Source organism: Nonomuraea fuscirosea (assembly GCF_003001935.1).
Taxonomy (GTDB): Bacteria; Actinomycetota; Actinomycetes; order Streptosporangiales; family Streptosporangiaceae; genus Nonomuraea; species Nonomuraea fuscirosea.
In genome coordinates this window covers 12,309-29,779 of sequence record NZ_PVNG01000044.1, presented here as the reverse complement: position 1 = coordinate 29,779, position 17,471 = coordinate 12,309, and the positions used below count along the sequence as shown (strand labels likewise).

General features: G+C 69.2%; 11 protein-coding genes and 2 pseudogenes. 6 read left to right on the top strand and 7 right to left on the bottom strand.

Annotated features, from left to right (window positions below):
- Positions 1-284 precede the first annotated feature (284 nt).
- Positions 285-1,691 carry a tyrosine-type recombinase/integrase gene (locus B0I32_RS53850; protein ID WP_181308839.1) on the bottom strand — a complete coding sequence of 469 codons (1,407 nt, stop codon included), beginning with the start codon at positions 1,689-1,691 and terminating at the stop codon, positions 285-287.
- Positions 1,692-2,029: 338 nt separating this feature from the next.
- Here B0I32_RS53850 and B0I32_RS53845 point away from each other — a divergent pair, with 338 nt between their 5' ends.
- Together B0I32_RS53845 and B0I32_RS53840 are read left to right on the top strand one after the other, a co-directional pair.
- On the top strand, positions 2,030-3,409 hold the full coding sequence (locus tag B0I32_RS53845; RefSeq protein WP_106253063.1) for a coiled-coil domain-containing protein: 1,380 nt from the start codon (positions 2,030-2,032) through the stop codon (positions 3,407-3,409).
- 722 nt (positions 3,410-4,131) lie between these two features.
- Positions 4,132-4,707, top strand: coding sequence for a hypothetical protein (locus B0I32_RS53840; protein ID WP_146178696.1), 576 nt, complete (start codon positions 4,132-4,134; stop codon positions 4,705-4,707).
- A gap of 154 nt (positions 4,708-4,861) precedes the next feature.
- On the opposite strand, the gene B0I32_RS53835 is transcribed toward B0I32_RS53840, so the two are convergent.
- The 4 genes from B0I32_RS53835 to B0I32_RS53820 all read right to left on the bottom strand — a co-directional run bounded on the left by B0I32_RS53835 (position 4,862) and on the right by B0I32_RS53820 (position 9,089).
- Positions 4,862-5,443, bottom strand: coding sequence for a recombinase family protein (locus B0I32_RS53835; RefSeq protein ID WP_106253059.1), 582 nt, complete (start codon positions 5,441-5,443; stop codon positions 4,862-4,864).
- Positions 5,444-5,733: 290 nt separating this feature from the next.
- Positions 5,734-6,378 (bottom strand): response regulator, encoded by a 645-nt coding sequence (locus B0I32_RS53830; protein ID WP_181308837.1) that lies wholly within the window; start codon positions 6,376-6,378, stop codon positions 5,734-5,736.
- Positions 6,375-8,429, bottom strand: coding sequence for a sensor histidine kinase (locus B0I32_RS53825; RefSeq protein ID WP_106253058.1), 2,055 nt, complete (start codon positions 8,427-8,429; stop codon positions 6,375-6,377). Before B0I32_RS53825 ends, B0I32_RS53830 begins: the two co-directional genes overlap by 4 nt.
- 12 nt (positions 8,430-8,441) lie before the next feature.
- Entirely contained in the window at positions 8,442-9,089 is a 648-nt protein-coding gene (locus B0I32_RS53820; RefSeq protein ID WP_106253056.1) for a hypothetical protein, read from the bottom strand.
- Between the two features lie 277 nt (positions 9,090-9,366).
- On the opposite strand from B0I32_RS53820, the gene B0I32_RS53815 reads away from it, so the two are divergent.
- Positions 9,367-9,924, top strand: coding sequence for an RICIN domain-containing protein (locus tag B0I32_RS53815; RefSeq protein WP_181308835.1), 558 nt, complete (start codon positions 9,367-9,369; stop codon positions 9,922-9,924).
- Positions 9,925-10,405: 481 nt separating this feature from the next.
- Here B0I32_RS53815 and B0I32_RS53810 read toward each other — a convergent pair whose 3' ends face one another.
- Positions 10,406-13,564 (bottom strand): Tn3 family transposase, encoded by a 3,159-nt coding sequence (locus B0I32_RS53810; RefSeq protein ID WP_106253053.1) that lies wholly within the window; start codon positions 13,562-13,564, stop codon positions 10,406-10,408.
- Between the two features lie 422 nt (positions 13,565-13,986).
- Between B0I32_RS53810 and B0I32_RS53805 the strand changes: the two are divergent.
- Positions 13,987-15,039, top strand: a pseudogene (locus B0I32_RS53805) (ISL3 family transposase); the annotation flags it as partial.
- A gap of 107 nt (positions 15,040-15,146) precedes the next feature.
- Here the strand turns inward: B0I32_RS53805 and tnpA are convergent.
- Positions 15,147-15,575, bottom strand: coding sequence for an IS200/IS605 family transposase (gene tnpA / locus B0I32_RS53800; RefSeq protein ID WP_106253052.1), 429 nt, complete (start codon positions 15,573-15,575; stop codon positions 15,147-15,149).
- 15 nt (positions 15,576-15,590) lie between these two features.
- On the opposite strand from tnpA, the gene B0I32_RS53795 reads away from it, so the two are divergent.
- Positions 15,591-16,754 carry an RNA-guided endonuclease InsQ/TnpB family protein gene (locus B0I32_RS53795; protein WP_106253050.1) on the top strand — a complete coding sequence of 388 codons (1,164 nt, stop codon included), beginning with the start codon at positions 15,591-15,593 and terminating at the stop codon, positions 16,752-16,754.
- A 6-nt stretch (positions 16,755-16,760) separates the two neighbouring features.
- Positions 16,761-17,321 (top strand): annotated as a pseudogene (locus B0I32_RS53790) (transposase); the annotation flags it as partial.
- Positions 17,322-17,471: the final 150 nt, after the last annotated feature.

The window sequence follows — 17,471 nt, the reverse complement described above, 5'->3', positions numbered from 1 at the left end:
CCGACGTTGGCGCGTCGGTCATGTCTTGAGGACTCACATGATCATCGGGAAGGTACACCCCTTCCCGACCGATCCACAGGTCTCAAGCATTGCTCTTGACCAGGCCGGCCTCGTCGCTGAGCACCGTCCAGTGGTCGACCAGTTCATCCATGCCTAACGGCGGACGCTCCATGTCTATGGATCCGCCCGAAGCAGCAGGGCATTACAGCAGGTCAGTCAAGAGGCCGCCCATATTTGGCGGTTGGTGACACGTCCGTTAACGGCACCCCAACTGGGCCGACAGGTCAGCGTTTTCGCCGAGGAGGGTCCACGGGTTTGCGGAGCCTTCCTGCCAGCGGTTGTGCACCACGATGGCGCGGAGGCCGCCGACGGGGACGCGCGGTGGCGGGCGTCTCGCTGGCATCGGTACTCGTGGTGACCTCAGGACTGGTGCCGGCTGTGCGGTCGCCGGAGCCGGAAGTGGGTTGCTGGGTGGTGAGCAGGTCGGTGAGCTGGTAGGCGGCGTGCCCGTCCAGCGCGGTCTGGCCGCGGTCGTAGCGCTGGGTGGTGACCGGGGAGGCGTGCCCGAGCAGTTCCTGGACGACGTCGACCGGGACGCCGGCGGCCCGCAGCAGCGTGGCGGCGGTGGCGCGGAGCACGTGGGGGGTGAGCTTGGCGAGGTCCAGGCCGGCGGCGCGGGCGGCGCGGCGTAGCGCGGTCTGCTGCCGCCAGCGGTCGAAGCTGCGGCCGTCGGCCCGCAGCAGCAGCAGGTCACCGGGGGCGCGGCCGGTCATCAGCGGCCGCAGTAGGGTCATCACCTCCGCGGCCAGCGGCACGGCGATGTTCTTGCCTCCCTTGAGCCGGAAGCGGATCACCCAGTGCCCGGCGTCGCGTTCCAGCCGTCCGACGGTGAGCCCTTCCAGCTCCCCGGCGCGCAGGCCGAGGGTGGCCAGCAGCATCACCGCCGCGGCGTCGACCGGATGGCGCTCGGCGATCTTCTGCGCGCCGCGCACGAGCGCGGCGGCCTCGTTCAGGGCGAGCGCCGGGGTGGTGCCGACCTTGCCGACCTCGGGGGTGTCGACGAACGCGGCGGGGCTGTGGCCGATCACGCGGCGGCGTACCGCGTACCCGTACAGCGATTTGAGCGTGGAGATGTGCCGTTTGACGGTGGCATCGGCCAGCGAGGCGCCCCCGCGGGTGAGCCCGGCCGCGTGGCCGCTGCCGGTGCCCAGCTGCTCGGCGTAGGCGACCAGGACGTCCTCGGAGACCTGCCACAGTCCGGCGCCGGGCGCGGTGGCGGCCCACCAGCGCACGAACTTGGCCAGGTCGGTCAGCCGCGCGCGGCGGGTGGCGGCGCTCTTGCCCGAGCGCAGCCACGCGGCGACGGTCGGCCAGCTGGCCCGCTGGCCGGGTAGCGGCTCGTCGTCGGTACGCGGCAGTGCGTCGATGAGGTCGACGTCGGCACCGGGCACCTCACCGCCGTCACGGCGGCGGCGTCGCGGCCGCAGCCCGGCGATGTCGCCGACCGAGTCCACCAGCGGCGCGGGCGGCGGGAGCGGGGGCTCGGCCCGCTGCCCGAACGCGCCAACCGCTCCCCCGCCACCGTGCCGGCCCGAGCCCGCGAGAGTCGCGGTGCTCGGGCCCTGAGCGCCCGTTCCGGAGTGCCACACCGCAGTGGGAATGAGCACATCGTCGTTTTCGCCGATCGTCACGACCGCGTCCTCCGTTCGCCGGCCCGGCATGTGGGCGAGTGCTCCTGCTGGGCTGCCACACCGCGGTGAGGTTGGGCGGCTCCAGCTGGACGGCCTGTCCTGCCACCGCGGCCCCGGCGCGCAGCGATGGTTCGCTGCCGGGCCTCGTCATGTAGCGGCATGGTGGCCACTGACAGCGTCCTCACCCGCACCCCTCATCCGCTCGGCCGCCCGGGGCAACAGTGTATCTCACATAACTGGAATTGTGTGAGAGATTCGAAGGAGCAATTAAACATATCAGTTCCGTTCGATACGGATACGGATACGGATACGGATATGGAATCTGCTAGAATTCTCGCATGAGCGAGGATGAGGTGCGGCCCGGCCCGGGGGCCGGCACCGGGCACGCCGCGGCGGCCGATGTGGACATCCCGGCGCCGTTGCCCGGCCGGGTCGAGGAGGCGGTGGCCGCCGAACGCGCCGCACGCACCCGCGCCGCGGGCCGCCGGGCCTGCCGCTACTGCGGCGGCGCGCTGCCGCCGGGCAAGCGCGCCGACGCGCTGGACTGCAGCGCCGATCACCGCACCCGGTATCACCGCGAGCGCGTTCCGGCCGAGACCGCCGCCGCCCGCGACACCGGCGAGGTCCGGCTGGACCAGGCTGGCGCCGTGCTCGGGCCGCTGGCCGACCGGATCGCCGCCGTGGCCGAGGCCCTGCGCGCCGACCTGGCCGGCGCCGTCGCGAACGCGCGCGCCGAGGCCCGGGCCGCCCGCGCCGACGCCGACCGGACCCGCCGCGAGAAGACCGAAGCCGACACCCGCGCCGAGCTGGCCGAGCGCCGCGCCAAAGTCGCCGGCGAGGCCCAGCAGGCCGCAGAGCAAGCCGCCCGCCGCGCCCGGCAGGAGGCCATCGGCAAGGTCGCCGAGGCCAAAGAGGACGCCCGCGACGCCTGGGCCCAGGTCGGTGAGCACGAACGGGCCCGCGGCGCGGCCGAACAAGCCCGCCACGACGCTGAACAGGCCCGTGAGGCCGCCGAGCAGGCCGCCACGCAGGCCACGGCGGAACGGCAGGCGATGACCACCGCACTGGAGCAGGCCCGACGCGAGCTTCAGCGACTGCGCGCTCTGCTGGAGGAGCAGCACGGCCTGGCCGCTGCCGCCGAGCAGCGCGCCCAGCAGGCCCAGACCGCCCGCGAGGTCGCCGAGCACGCCAGCGGGCTGGCCGCCACCCGAGCCCAGACCGCCGAGAGCCGGGCTGAGGCCGCCCGGGCCGAGGCCACCCAGGCCCGCCTCGACCTGGTCGCCGCCCACGGCGAAACCGCCGCCACCGCCCGGCTGCTCACGCGCGCCGAACAGGAACTGAGCCAGGCCCGCGACGAACGCGACAACCAGCGCGAGCGCGCCGTGATCGCCGAACAGCAGATCCGTGCCGCCGAGGCCGAGCACCAGCGCGCCACCGGCCAGGTGCGGGACCTGCGCGCCCAATTGGCCACCACCCAGGCCGCCGCCGGGCTGGTGCTGCCCGAGCTGATCGACTTGAGCCGCGAGCTCGGCGACGGAGTACGCGGCGTGACGCTGTCCGAGGCCGCCGATGCCGAGGTCGTCGCCCGGCACCCGGACGGCAGCGTGGTGCTGTACTGGCAGAACACCCGGATCCCGCTCGGTGACCCCGAGCACGCCCCCGCTCACGGACAGGCTCTGGCCGCCGCCATCCTGGCCGCCTCCGCTGAACGCCCGTAACCCGCTGCAGCAGACAATCGCTACATATCCCGCCACGAGCGCCAGCCACGTCAACGAAGGAATGTCGCACGGATAACCATCGCCAAGCGGCCCCACCCGCCCGAGGACAAAGACCCGCCGCACCGGCCCAGGCACCCGCACGCGGCACAACGACTGGCCGAACGCGCCGTCCTCGCCGACGCCGAGCTCGCAACCCAGGGCCGAGTAGCCGTGACCGTGGTGCACGGCGACGCCGGCTGTGATGAGGACATGCGGCTCATCTGCCAAGTGCTGCCCGACCTGGCCGAGCAGACTGGTCCCCCGGTTCACCCCAAGCGGGGAGCCTATCTGCGTGGCGACAACAATGCCCCGGACGGCAATGTGCTGGTCACCCTGGAGGCGGTGGCACGCCACGCTGTGCGTGGCGGCCTGCAGGTGGGGTTCAACACCAGCCGCCTGCGCGCCTCTCCACAGGCAATCGCGTCCCGCCGGACATCGTCGACGCGTTGGCCGGCGTGTTACGTGAGGCGCTCACCAATGTGGCCAAATACTCTGGCGTCCGGCACGCCGTCGTCTGGGCCGACATCCGCTCCCGGCGCGGTCACGTTCAGTGTGCTCGACCACGGTCGCGGTTTTCGACACCACGGCGCAACCGACCGGGCTCGGCATCTCCCACTCGATCACCGAACGGACCCGCGAGCCCGACGGGGGCCCCTTTGCCGCTGCGGGAATCTGCTTCGGCCATGGAGAGCCCCGCCACGCCGTCCAAGGAGCGCGTCGGCTATGAAGTGCCGGACGATCCCTGCCTGGTCCTGTCTGCGGCGACCCGATCGAGGCTCGGAATGAAGAAGGCGCGCAGATTCGACCCGGCGTGCGTCTGGAGCAATGATCCTGGCAGTGCGCCGCCGCTGAAGATCAGGGATGTGAAGGTCTTCTACGAAGCAGGCCCAGCTGGCACGAATTCCACCAACTCATACGCCAAGGTGAACTTCGCGCGCAAGAAGAAGAACGACTTCCGGCAGCCCAGCGAGTTCGGTGGCGCCCCATCGGTGAAGCGGGCGATGAAGCAGGTTGGTTCGGCGAAGGCGGGGGAGCACTTCGACGAGGGGTACTACGTGTACTACGTCTACAAGATCGTGGACCACCAGGAAGGCGAGGACAAGGCCGTCCTGCGCAAGGGAAACGTGATCGTCACGATCATCGCCCGCGGCGCCGACGTCCCGACGCGCAGGATGAGCGACGGCATCCCGATCGGCGACGCTGTTGTTCAGGCCATGATCGATGCCGTGGCGGCAGAGGTGGTCGCAGCTATCCGCTGAGGTGGGGGCCCGCGGTGTGCGGATGCTGGTTACGCCTCAGGAGTCCTCTCGGTTGGTCCGGGGCTGAGGAACCGGCGGACGGCCGTTATCGATGAGAACGATCTTGCTGGGGCGCCCCAGAGCAGAAGTGGGATGCGGGTGGGATAGTTGCTGGTCAGCGTCCCGCGAGTACCGCGTAGGCGGTGGAGCGGCCGATTTTGAGGGTGCGGGCAGCCTCGGTGACCGAGACACCGTCGTCGACCAGGCGGCGTAGTGTGGCCAGCTCGGCGGGGCCGATGACGCGCGGCCGGCCGGTCTTCTTCTTGCCTGGCAGCATGGCACCGGTGGCTTCGCGGCGCCTGGCGGCGGCAATACCCTCGGCCTGGCGCTCGGCGCGCAGCTCCAGCTCGTATTCCGCGGCTGCGGCCAGGACCGCGAACATGAACCGGCCCTCCTTGGTGTCCAGATCAAAGTTCTCGGTCAGCGACACCACGGTGATGCCCCGGTCGCGCAGTTCGTTGACCGTAGTCAGCACGTGCCCCGCTGAGCGGCCCCACCGGTCGGACTTCCAGAACTTCAGCGTGTCGCCCGCCTGAGGCAGCGCCAGGAGCGTCTCCCACGCCGGTCGCGCGACGCCGCGCTTGCCTGATTCCTTTTCCATGACCAGTTCGTCGTAGCCGCTGTCCGCCAGGGCGTCGAGTTGGAGCTGCGGGTTCTGGTCACGCGTCGAGACTCGTGCGTACGCCCAGACGGTCATCAGCCACCCTCCTGGCGTGTCCAGAAACGTCTACCTTTCTGGACACTCTAACGACCAGGCACGATGCCGTCCGGAAACCTCTGTCCAGAAAGTCGGTGCGGCGAAGCTTATCTGGGGGTGACTCTTGGTCGTCAGCCATGTGTGGCAAGTAAGGTTGGCGCGTACTTGCCAGACAGATATCCAGGGGTCTAAGGCGTATCAGGCATGGCAGGTGCACTACCTCGTTACTGGCGGCCGCGCGCCTCACTTGGTGAGGTCGAGTGGCTCCCGGTACGGCGTTCTGGTGTCGGCTACGGGCGGGTGTCGCCCAGGCCGGCGGCGCGGGCGCGGGTGATGGCCTCGGCGCGGGAGGTCGCATTGAGCTTGGCGAGGATCGTGGAGATGTAGTTGCGCACGGTCTTGGCGCTCAGTCCGGACCGCTCGGCGATGGCGGGGTTGGTGTAGCCGGCCGCCATGAGGTGAAGGATGTCGTGCTCCCGTGCGGTGAGCTCGGGGAAAAGCTGCCGGCCCGGCCGGGGGGTGGCGATTTGGGTCGTCAGGTGGTGGGCGGCGGCGGGGCTGAGGATGGCCTGGCCGGCTGCGGCGGCCCGGACCGCGCGTAGCATCTCCTCGCGGTCGGCGCCTTTGATGAGGTAGCCGCGTGCTCCGGCCCTGAGCGCGGCGAGCACCGAGGCGCTGTCGTCGTACATCGTGACGATGAGGACGTTGGTGCCGGGAAGTTCGGCGAGGATGCGGCGGGTCGCCTCGACGCCGTTCAGGCCGGGCATGGTGATGTCCATGAGGACCACGTCCGGTCGCAGCCGGCGGGTCAGTTCGACGGCCTCCTCCCCGGACCCGGCCTCGCCGACCAGCTCGGTCTCCGGGTCGGAGGCGAGGACGGCGCGTAGCCCGTACCGGAAGATCGGGTGATCGTCGGCGAGCAGGATCCGGATCATGTGCTCTCCTCGGCCAGCGGTAGGCGAGCGGCGACGCGGGTGCCGACGGCGTCGCTGGTGACAGTGAGGACGCCGCCTAGCTCCTCGGCGCGTTCACGCATCGACGCGGTGCCGACGCCTGGGCGGCCGGAGGAGTCGATGCCGGTGCCGTCGTCGGCTACCAGGAGTTCGGCCGCGTGCTCGGCCACGTTCAGCTCGATCAGGCACGAGCCGGCGCCGGAGTGCCGGATGACGTTGGTGACCGCTTCCTGCGCGATCCGGTAGACGGCGACCTCGACGGCGGCGGGCATCGCCGGCGGCTCAGGGACGCGCACGGTGGTGGCCAGGCCCGCCTGCTCGGCGCTTTCGGCCAGGTGGGACAGGGCGCCGGCGAGGCCGAGCTCGTCCAGCGCGGGGGGACGGAGCATGCGCGCCAGGCGGCGTACCTCCTCCAATGTCTGCCTGCTCTGGTCCTTCAGCGCGCGCATCAGTTTGTCCGCGGCGGCGGCGTCGGTGGCCATGACGGCGTGGGCGGCGTCGACGGTGAGCGCGAGACCGCTCAACGCGGGGCCGAGGGAGTCGTGCAGGTCGCGGCGGATCCTGCGGCGCTCCTCCTCCCGCGCGAGGACGAGGTTCTCGCGGGTCTTCTGCAGGTCGATGGCGAGCCGGCGGATGCGCAGGGATTCCTGGGCGGCGAACACCGCCGCGCCGCAGTGGCGGGCGAGGTCGGACAGCAGCCGCCGGTCCCTGGCGGACAGGTTGTCGCCGGGAGTGGCGACGACGAGCCGGCCGAACGATTCGCCCCGATGGCCGATCTCGAAACTCTCCGTGGCGCCTGCGGGTCTCCCGGTGCTCGCGACGATCTCGTGGTCGAGTTCGAGCGCCGTGTAGGGGGCTTTGAGCGTACGGGCGACGGTCTCGACGATGGCAGGGGCGATCTCCTCGGGCCGGGCAAGACTGCCGAGCTGCTGCCCCAGCCTGCTGAGCACGACGTAGGGATCGCCGCGCTCGCCGTACACCAAGCGGTTGACGTGCCGTTGGACCCGCTCGCGCAGTGGGCTGAAGGCCAGCGCCACCGCGGCTGCCGCGACGACCGTCAGCAACCCGCCGGTGCCATCGGCCCACAGCGCGCCGATGCCGCCGACGACGGCCGCGTAGGCGGCCACCACGAAGGCGGTCAGGACGCCGTAGACCAGCGCCCGATTGATCCAGACGTCCAGGTCGAACAGCCGGTGACGCAGCACCGCGATCGCCACCGCGGTGGGGATCAGCGCCATCAGCGCGGCCGTGAGCAGGCCGATGAGGACGAACGCGATCAGCCCTCGGGCGCTGGCCTCGTTGTACAGGGCGCCCAGGGGGCTCACGTTGAGCGTGAGCGCGAACAGGAACCACAGGCTGATCGCCACCATCAGCCACTTGGCCTGCTGTTTCTCGACCGGTCCGGAAACGCGGAGATAGCGGTGGAGCTGGGCGGCGACGCAGGTCCCGACCAGGATCAGGACGATGACGGCGTCCACCGCCTGCGATCCTCCTCCGACCCCTGCCAGACCCAGCGCCAGGTAGACGGCCCACGCCGCGGCCGGCCAGCGGCTCCACGCGGGGACGAAGCGACCGTCGGGGAAGACGTACACCACGGGGAACAACGCGATCCAGGCCAGGCCCTGCACGCCGCGGGCCACACCCTCGAGCTCGGGATACAGCGCGGCCACGACCAGAGGCGCCTCGCTGCCCCCCGTGGCGAACAGGACGAGCGTGAAGCCCAGATAGAGGCGAAACCACGACGTCCCGCGGCGCAGGATCAACGTCGCGGACGTCACGGCGGCGGCCGTCACGATGACCCCGGGCAGGGCCACCAACGCGGCCCATGACTCGATCGGCATGCCCCACGCGTCGAGGACCGCGCGGCCCTGCGGGGTGGACCACGGCGCGAATTCGACCTCCGGCAGCCGGGCCGCTTCGACGATCCACATCACCAGCCCGGCGGCGTACATGACGAGCATGAGGCCCGTGAGGGTGAGAACGACGGCGCGGCCGACGCGTCGCGCGTCGGCCGCAAGGCGTCTGCCATCCACCGGTGCAGCCCCTTACTCGGTGCGGCCACGCCAGGCGAACCAGGAGATCGTGACCAGTGTCGCCATGAAGACCGCGTGGACGACATCGTAGATGACACCCGCGCCGGCTGCGATCATCGCGATCTGGCTCAGCGGCACCGCGGCCGCCAGCCACCGAGGCACCGCGCGAGAGCGCCAGAGAGCGGCCCCGAGCACGACGAAGCCCACCACGGACAGCAGGAATCCGATCGCCTGGATACCGAAGACCCGTCCCGAGTCGGACTGGAAGGAGTCGAACAGCGCATGGCCGGCGGTCGCTTCGGACGTCAGGTACCAGTCGACAGCGCCGATGGCGAAGAAGCCGGCGCAGAACAGCACCCCGGCCAGGCCGGTGAGCACGGCGGCGATCGTCGCGAGCGGCGCGCCCTTGTGCCGGACGAGCAGACAGGCCGCGAGGCCGGCGGTGATGTAGGCGACGGCCGTGCCCACCCCTCCCAGCAGGCTGAACAGCCACACCGCGTCGCGTTCGGCCCGCATCGTGGCGTACGTGCCGAAGTCGAGCGCCGGGACTGGACGCAGGAGGAGATTGGCCGCGGCCGTGACGGCGCCAGCGGCGAGAAGCACGGCGACGACGGCGGTGCGGCTCGATCTGATGGTTGGTGAGGGGGCGAGGGTGTCCATTTGGCTCTCCCTTGTTCCAGTGTTCCAGCGGGAGCCTCAATGTCGCCATCCCGGCGTCCCGGAGCCCAGAGGCGAGATGTCCCTTCCACGACCGGGGGCGAATGTCCCTCATGGGACATGAAGTCCTTGATCCCGCTGGGACATGGCGCCTCTGGAACCAGGGACGGCGGGATCGCGACTCTGAAAGCAGCCGCCGGCCCGCGGTCACGCCACCAGCGCGTCGAATCGCTCAAGCCGAGTTCAAGGCCAAGAGATCCACTCAATGGGAGGAAACCTCATGAACGCCATGAATCGTGGCCTGCTCCTCCTGGTCACCGCAATCACCCTGGTTACTCCGCTGGCCGCATCCCCGGCCGCGGCGGAGCCCTCGATCTATCACAAGCTCGTCCCCCAACACAGTAGTGACAAGTGCCTGGACGTCCAGGACGCCAGCCGCGCCCACGGCGCCCACGTCCTGCAGGCCACCTGCTGGAATCCCGGCTACAACCAGCAGTGGACCATCGTGGGAAATATCAACGACTACTTCAAGCTCGTCCCCAAGCACAGCAGCGACAAGTGCCTGGACGTCCAGGACGCCAGCCGCGCCCACGGCGCCTACGTCCTGCAGGCCACCTGCTGGAATCCCGGCTACAACCAGCAATGGAAGCTCCGGCAGGTGCCGGGACCGAAGTGGCCTGGCACCGGGTATCCCTTCCAGCTCGTCGCCCGGCACAGCGGCCTGTGCTTGGACGTCCAGGACGCCAGCCGCGCCCACGGCGCTCACGTCCTGCAAGCGACCTGCTCGGACCCCGCCAACCCCCGCGCCAACCAGATCTGGCGCATGCGAACCCCGTGACCGGCTCCAGGCCGGCACAGGTTGGAAGGGCGCCGGCACATCCTGATCTCCGAGCTCCTCTGCCACGGCTCCCTGGTCACCACGCACCGCTGCGCCCGTCCAGGGCGGCGGCCGACAAGGCCGCCGCCCTGGACGCCCTCATCACCGCGTCGGCTTACCGAATCGAACAGGGATCAACCGGGGCGCGTTGAGCGAGTTCGTCACCACCAAGCGGGAGCAGGGAGAGCTGATCGATGCCGACCCCGCTGTGATCATCGGTGTGCTGCAGTGCGTGCTACTGGTACCGATGTTCGCCGAACGCCTCGGCGACCCCCGCCCTCCATCCCAAGATCCTCGATCTGCTCGTCGACTTCGTCACCGCAGGCCTGGCCAGCCAGAAGGAATGATCGGCGAGCTCCCGCACGGGGCGAGCCAGCCGTGATGGCGGTCCTTCAATGGGCATCCGTGTCGCGTCCACGGCTGGCCGCGCGGGCCGCTGGATTCAGACCCCGTCCTCGTCCAGGACGACGGGGGCAGTTGCGTCTTGGGGCAGCGCGGCCGCTTGCAGCGGCCGCAGGCCCTTGTCCGGGGCCGAGGAAGCGATCGCGTAGCGGCCCAGGCAGTTGAGGTGGGCATGCCCCAGCGGAGACAGGCGCGCCACGTCCTCGTCCTTGACCGGCACACCCTGGGCACGCAGCTGATCCACGATTGCCGACAGATACTTCGAATTCCACAGAACCACGGCATTGAGAACCAGGCCTAACGCCGCTAGTTGATCTTCCTGGCCTTCCCGATATGCCTGCCGGATCTTTCCGGCGTTTCCGTGGCAGATCTTGCGCGCCAGGCGGTGCCTCGACTCTTGGACCGACAGCTGCTTGCCCAGGCTGCGGCGGTAGCTGGAATCGATCGGGTCCAGCATGCTGAGCAGGTGCAAGGTCTTGTCGATGCGGCCGTACTCGGCGAACGCCTGCCCCAGCGGGGTCGGGTGGCCTTGGCGGGCGAACATGCGCAGCAGGTCATAGGCGCGTACCTGGTTGGTCACCAGCGACCCGGCGACCCGCACCATGTCCGGCCACTGTGTGATCACCTTCTTGATGTTCACCTTGTTCCGGGCGATCGCCTCCAGCGCTCCGTACCCGCCGTTGCTGCCATCAGGCAGGTCGGAGCGCCAGAACCGCTGGTCGCCCAGGTCGGCGAAACGCGGCGCGAACCGGTAGCCGAGCATGGAGAAGATCCCGAACACCATGTCGCTGGCCTGGTCCGTCGTGACCACTTCGGGTTTCGGCCCGGCGTCCAGGTTGATCAAGCAGTCCAGGATGTAGAGAGAATCGCGGGGAGTGCCCGGCACCACCATCTGCCCGATCCCCGCCACTTGATCATTGACTGCGTTAAGCCAGGTCAGGCCCCTTTTATAGCCGTAGTACTTAGGTGAGGGCCCGGCGTTGATCGTCTTGACCGGGACGACGAACCGCAGCCCGTCCACCGACGCCAGCAACCCGCCGCCCCACGCCGCGACGATCGGCACCCGGCCCTGGTGCTCAACCAGGATCGCGTTGGCCGCGGCGTGCGTCTCGCCACGCACATAGTTCTGGTCCACGTGCGAAAGCCGGCCACGGGTCAGCGCCTCATCCCCGGCCTTGATCACCGGCGTCAACCCGACGTTGCAGGCCTCGCTGATCAGCAGCGCCACCAACGTCTTGGGCAGGTCGTGCATGCGGGTGGAGATATCGGCCAAGTGCACGTAGGCGTCCAGGAACCCGGTCCAGGCATGCACCTCCAGCAGCAGCTCAGGCAGGTCGATACGGGGCAGCATGGCCTGGCAGACGGCCCGCAGCCACGCCAGCGACTCGCTCTCGCCGAGCCCACCGAGCTTCTCCACCGACAGCCGGGCCCGCCCACCGCCAGCCGGAGTCACCACCGAGACCAGCGCGTCCTCGCCCGCCTCCTCCAGCCGGGCGGCCATCTGCCGCCAGGCCGCGTCCAGAGCCATGACCTTGCCGTTCAAATGCTTCTGGACGGGGTCCGTGAGCGACAGGGAGGCCAGTACATCCTCGGCAATCGCCTCCCACTGCGCTCCGGCCAGCAGATGCGCACGCGGGTCGGCCCAGCGCAGCGACGGCGAGGCGAACACATCCCTGATCGTCAGAGCCCGCAGCAGGTGCTCCAGCACACACACCACGTACGCGTCACGATCCACCGCCCCCTGCGGCAGGTCCGGGTTGGCATACACCGTCCGCTTCCACGACGCGGTCACCAGCGCAGCGTCGATCTCCTTGGGCAGCAGCGGCTTCTTGCTGACCTGCCGCCGCGACAGCTCCGGCAACCGGCGTACCGCGGCCAGCACCCGGCGCCCACCCGGTGCCGCTGACAGCGCCTTCGACTCGCCCAGCAACCGCAGGAACGGGCGCACGGTGTGGTACTTCTCCACCAGCACGGCCCGCATCGCCGCCTCGGCCGCGCCATCCTCCTCAGGGACCAGCTCCTCCACCACCTCCAGCGCCGCGCGGACCTGTTCCTTGCTGGCGCCGGCAATCTCGGCAACTGCGGTCCACATCGCCGCCACATCGAGGTCGGCGCCCTCGCGGTCGACCAGATCGAGCTGGTCGACCAGCACGCGGCCGGCCTTGGCCACCAGCTTGGAGGCCCGCTCCAGCCGGGGCAGCATCCGCAGGCGTTCGTCGGCGGACTTGCGGCGGGCCGGGCTGATCAACCTGGTCGCCATCAGCAGCGCGAACAAGTCGAGAGCGTCGTCGATCGCCTCGGCCTCCAGGCTCCGGGTGACCGCCAGCAGCGTCGCCGTTCGGCGCGGCTCAACCAGCCGGTCCAGCGCCGGCGCCTTGCTGCCCGCCCCGTACTTGGCCAGGGTCTTCATCCGCCGCACCGGCACCTTCGACACCTTCACCCGGCCCAGCCCAAAGCCGGCCAGGTTGTCCACCCGCTGCAGCGCCCGCACCATCTCCGTACCCGAGGTGCGCCTGGGCGCCTGCCGCAGCTTCTCCAACTCCGAGACACGCGAGCCCTCCGGCACCACCAGCAGACCCGACAACGCCCCCGGCAGGACCGCATCAGCGCGGCGCACCTGCTTGGCCACCACCGCGTACATGCGCGCATCGGCCCGTTCCCGCACGCTGCCCACCAGCCGCTCCAGCACGGTCACCCCGGGCAGCAGCACCCGATGACGCCGCAGCCACGCCACCGACTGCTCGAACAACGCCACCGGCCCCTCGGCGTGCGTCCACGCCCGACCGTGCAGGAAAGTCCGGAACTGGCGCGTCAGCTGCCGCCCGGTCCAACTGTCGCGGTCATCGAAGGTGTGGTAACCGTAGGCGTCCCGGATCACCCACGCATGGTCATAGGCCGTCTGCGCACGAACCGCGTACTTCTTGACCTGCGACGCATCACCAACCCCCAGTTGCTCGGCCAAATGGTCCACCACCGGCCACGGCACCGCCAGCGGATCCTCCAGGAACAACCCCTTGTAGCGCACGGTCCCGATCTGAACGGCAACACCCAACCGATGCGAATTGACCCTCGACTGGGCGATCAAGTTCCGGTCGAAGTCGTCCAGGAAGAAGAACTTCTCCAGATCCGACAGCGACGGCATCTCGGCGAACGATGCATAGGCCGCTCTCTGCTCAGCAGACAGGAATTCCGCAGGCATGCCAGCAAAGTAGGCCCAGCCCACCAACAATCAACCCACAGCGACCAACACGTTACAAAGCGAACGTTCCAATCTTCCACCACTCCTTGATCATTCTCATCGATAACGGCTGTCCGCCGGTTCCTCAACCCCGTGGTCCTTTCAGGCGGGAAGGTGCCTTGTCTGAAGCCCCGTTCTTCTGTTGATCAAGCGGAGTTGGCGCTCATCGAAGTTCCCGGAACGTGGCCGACCGTTCGGCTTCGGGCACCCTGGTCGGTCGAAGCGCAGGTGAGACTACGGTCCGAGGCGTCTGAGGAAGCCGCAGAGCGGGGGTCACACGCGACGCTCACGGCCCCGTGAAGACGGGAACCTTGCTCCTTTCAACAGTCCAATACCGGAGCATGGGCTCTGGCCCGTAATCGGTGGTGGCGCTGGGTGATCAGCTGCCAGGCTGGGCCGTGCTGAAGATCGACGATCTGACGGATGTGGTGTTTGCGGGCCTGTCCGCCCTGGTCATCGAGGGAGTGACGGGCGAGAACGACCTCATTCGGGTCACGACCCGTACTCGGGATAAGCCGATGCCGTGCCCGGTGTGCGGGACGCTGACCGGCCGGGTGCACGGCTACTACAGCCGGACGGTAGCCGATGTCCCGGTCGACGGGCGGCGGGTGGTGATCTCGGTACAGGGACGGCGTCTGCTTTGCCCGGCGTGGGAATGTGCGCGGCAGACGTTTCGTGAGCAGGTGCCCGGGCTGCTTGAGCGCTACCGGCGTCGAACCAGCCGGCTCACCAGACAACTGGGCGCAGTGGTCACAGAGCTAGCCGGCCGGGCGGGCGCTCGGCTCTCGGCGGTCCTGGCCGTCGCGGTCTCCAGATCCACGGCACTGCGCCTGCTCATGCGGTTGCCGCTGCCACCGCCCCGGATCCCGCGCGTGCTGGGTGTCGATGATTTCGCGCTCAAGCGCCGCCACCGTTATGCCACTATCCTCACCGACGCCGAGACCGGCGAGCGGATCGATGTCCTGCCTGGCCGCGGTGCCGATGCCCTGGAGGCCTGGCTGCGCTCCCACCCCGGGGTCGAGATCGTGTGCCGCGACGGATCGGGCGCCTACGGCGAGGCGATTCGACGCGCCTGGCCGAACGCGGTGCAGGTCAGCGACCGGTGGCACCTGTGGGCGAACCTGTGTGACAAGACCCTGGCGGAGGTTCGTTCTCACAGTGCCTGCTGGGCCACGGTCAACCCGCCCCGGCCCGCCGGCGTGCGCGAACAGACCACCCGCGAGCGTTGGCAGCAGATCCACGAGCTACTGGACAAGGGCGTCGGCCTGCTGGAGTGCGCCCGCCGACTGAATCTGTCTCTCAACACCGTCAAGCGCTATGCCCGCACCCGCGAACCGGACGCCTTACGCCGCGCTCCGCGCTACCGGCCTACCCTCGTCGATCCTTACCGCGATCACCTGCGCGAGCGGCGCGCCGCCGACCCGGCCGTGCCAGTTCAGCGGAATCTGGCGTGGAACCCCGGGCGTTTACGCCCGGGAGGAAACGACAGCGCGGGAGGGCCTCCAGGCCGAGCGGTGCCGGGACTGCTGGTTGCGTGAGCGGCTCAGCCCGGTCGTCTCTGGTTGTCGATGTACTCTTTGACGATCGACAAGGGCGCGCCGCCACAGGACGCGGCGAAGTACGAGGGAGACCAGAAATGTCCGCCCCAGAGATAGCGGCGGACATGAGTGTCGTACTCCTTGCGCAGCAGCCGGGCGGAGACGCCTTTGAGAGAGTTGACCAGGGTCGAGAGCGCGACCTTGGGCGGGTAGTGAACCAGCAGGTGGACGTGGTCGTGCTCGCCGTTGAAGTCGACCAGCTCGGCGCCGAAGCTGTCGCACACCTCGATCATGATGTCCTCACAGCGGCGCAGGAGTTCGTCGGTGAACACTCCACGCCGGTATCTGGGTGTGAAGACCAAATGAGCGTGCAGAGCGTGGACGACGGTTCGCCCTCTGCGGATATCGGGGTTCGGTTCCCACCGCGGTGACATAGGCCAAAGGATAGTGTGTTCGATGTGAAGCTGGTGGTGCAGGTGCGACTCCTGCCGACCCCCGAGCAGGCGGCTGCGCTGGAGGCGACCCTGCGCGCGGTCAACGCCGCCGCCTGCCATGTCTCCGCGCAGGCCTACGACCAGCAGACCTTCCGCAACTACGACCTGCGCAAGCGCACCTACACCCACATCAAGGACCGCTACGCACTGGCCGCCCAGGCCGCGCAGCACGTCATCAAGAAGGTCGCCGACGCCTACGCCACCCTGCGCGCCAACCTGCGGGCCGGGAACCTGGGACAGGAAGGCTCACCACGCCGGACCCGCGCCACATCCAAGCCGATCACCTTCCGGCCAGATGCGGCCCAGCCCTACGACGACCGGTGCCTGTCCTGGCAGATCAATGTCCGCACCGTATCGATCTGGACCGTGGCGGGCCGAATGAGAAACATGGCGTTCACCGCCTCGCCCGACCAGATCACGATGCTGTCGGCGCACCGCAAGGGCGAATCGGACCTGCTCTTCCGAGACGGCATGTGGTTCCTGATCGCCACCTGTGACCTCCCCGACCGGCCGGTAACCGCCCCGGACGGCTTCCTGGGCGTGGACCTGGGCGTGGACTTGGGCATCGCCAACATCGCCACCACCAGCACCGGCAGCCGGCACTGCGGCAAAGGCTTGAACGCTGTCCGCCACCGCCAGCGCGAGTTGCGCCGCCGGTTGCAGGCCAAGCAGACCAAGTCCGCCAGGCGGCTGCTGAAAAAACGGCGCCGGGCCGAAGCGCGGTTCGCTGCCAACACCAATCATGTCATCGCCAAGCAGATCGTGACCGAGGCAGAACGCACCGGGAACGGTATCGCTCTGGAAGACCTCCAGGGCATCCGCGACCGGGTACGGCTTCGCAAGCCCCAGCGGGTCATGCTGCATTCCTGGAGCTTCCACCAACTGGGCAGCTTCCTGAGCTACAAGGCGGCCCGCGCCGGGGTCGCCGTCATCTACGTCGATCCGGCTTTCACCTCGCAGCAATGCTCCTCGTGTGGGCATGTGGACCGCAGGAACCGGCTCGATCAAGCCTGTTTCTCGTGTACGTCGTGCGGCTTCGCTGAGCACGCCGACGTCAACGCAGCCCGCAACATCGCCGCACGCGGTGTGGCGGGCTGGGCAGTGAGTCACGCTGCCTGACGCGGACCAGACCGTCGACGCCATCGACGGCGAGGAGCTGCAAGCTCGGTCGTTTACGGCCGAGAAGCTGACCAGTTGTTCCGCGAGATCAAACAGCTCGGCTACACCGGCAGCCTGAACCTGCTCTACCGCTACATCACCCAAGGCCGAGCCGAAGGAGAACGGCCCGTCACCACCCCACGCCGCTTGGCCCGTCGCCTGCTCACCCACCCCGACCGGCTACGCGACAGCAACACCCAGCTGGTGCAGGAACTCACCGCCGCCTGTCCCGAACTGACCGCCCTTGCCCGCCTGGTCCGCGAGTTCGCCGCCCTCCTCACCCCAGCCGAAAACAACGACACCAAGCTCACCGCCTGGATCACCACCGTCCGAGACGCTGACCTGCCCCACCTGCACGGCTTCGCCAACGGCATCGAACTCGATCGCGACGCCGTGAACGCCGCCCTCACCCTTCCGCACCACAACGGCCGAACCGAAGGCATCAACACCCGCACGAAGAGAATCATGCGCCAAATGCACGGCCGTGCCGGCTTCGACCTTCTGCGCCACCGCATCCTGCTGCGATGAAGATCACTCAACGCCACCACCGATTACGGGCCAGAGCCGTCTACCTGGACAGACCCAGCTCGGGGAGGCCGACGAGCTGGTCGGCCGCGACGAGCGGGGCGAGAAGGCCGGCGACGAGCAGGACGCCGACCACGAGGCCGGGTTCCGGAC

Excerpts from the sequence above, each read along its gene's own strand:
- B0I32_RS53810 (WP_106253053.1), bottom strand. The coding sequence starts at position 13,564 with ATGCCTGCGGAATTCCTGTCTGCTGAGCAGAGAGCGGCCTATGCATCG.
- B0I32_RS53840 (WP_146178696.1), top strand. The coding sequence starts at position 4,132 with ATGGAGAGCCCCGCCACGCCGTCCAAGGAGCGCGTCGGCTATGAAGTG.
- B0I32_RS53835 (WP_106253059.1), bottom strand. The coding sequence starts at position 5,443 with ATGACCGTCTGGGCGTACGCACGAGTCTCGACGCGTGACCAGAACCCG.
- tnpA (WP_106253052.1), bottom strand. The coding sequence starts at position 15,575 with ATGTCACCGCGGTGGGAACCGAACCCCGATATCCGCAGAGGGCGAACC.
- B0I32_RS53820 (WP_106253056.1), bottom strand. The coding sequence starts at position 9,089 with ATGGACACCCTCGCCCCCTCACCAACCATCAGATCGAGCCGCACCGCC.
- B0I32_RS53815 (WP_181308835.1), top strand. The coding sequence starts at position 9,367 with ATGAACGCCATGAATCGTGGCCTGCTCCTCCTGGTCACCGCAATCACC.
- B0I32_RS53830 (WP_181308837.1), bottom strand. The coding sequence starts at position 6,378 with ATGATCCGGATCCTGCTCGCCGACGATCACCCGATCTTCCGGTACGGG.
- B0I32_RS53845 (WP_106253063.1), top strand. The coding sequence starts at position 2,030 with ATGAGCGAGGATGAGGTGCGGCCCGGCCCGGGGGCCGGCACCGGGCAC.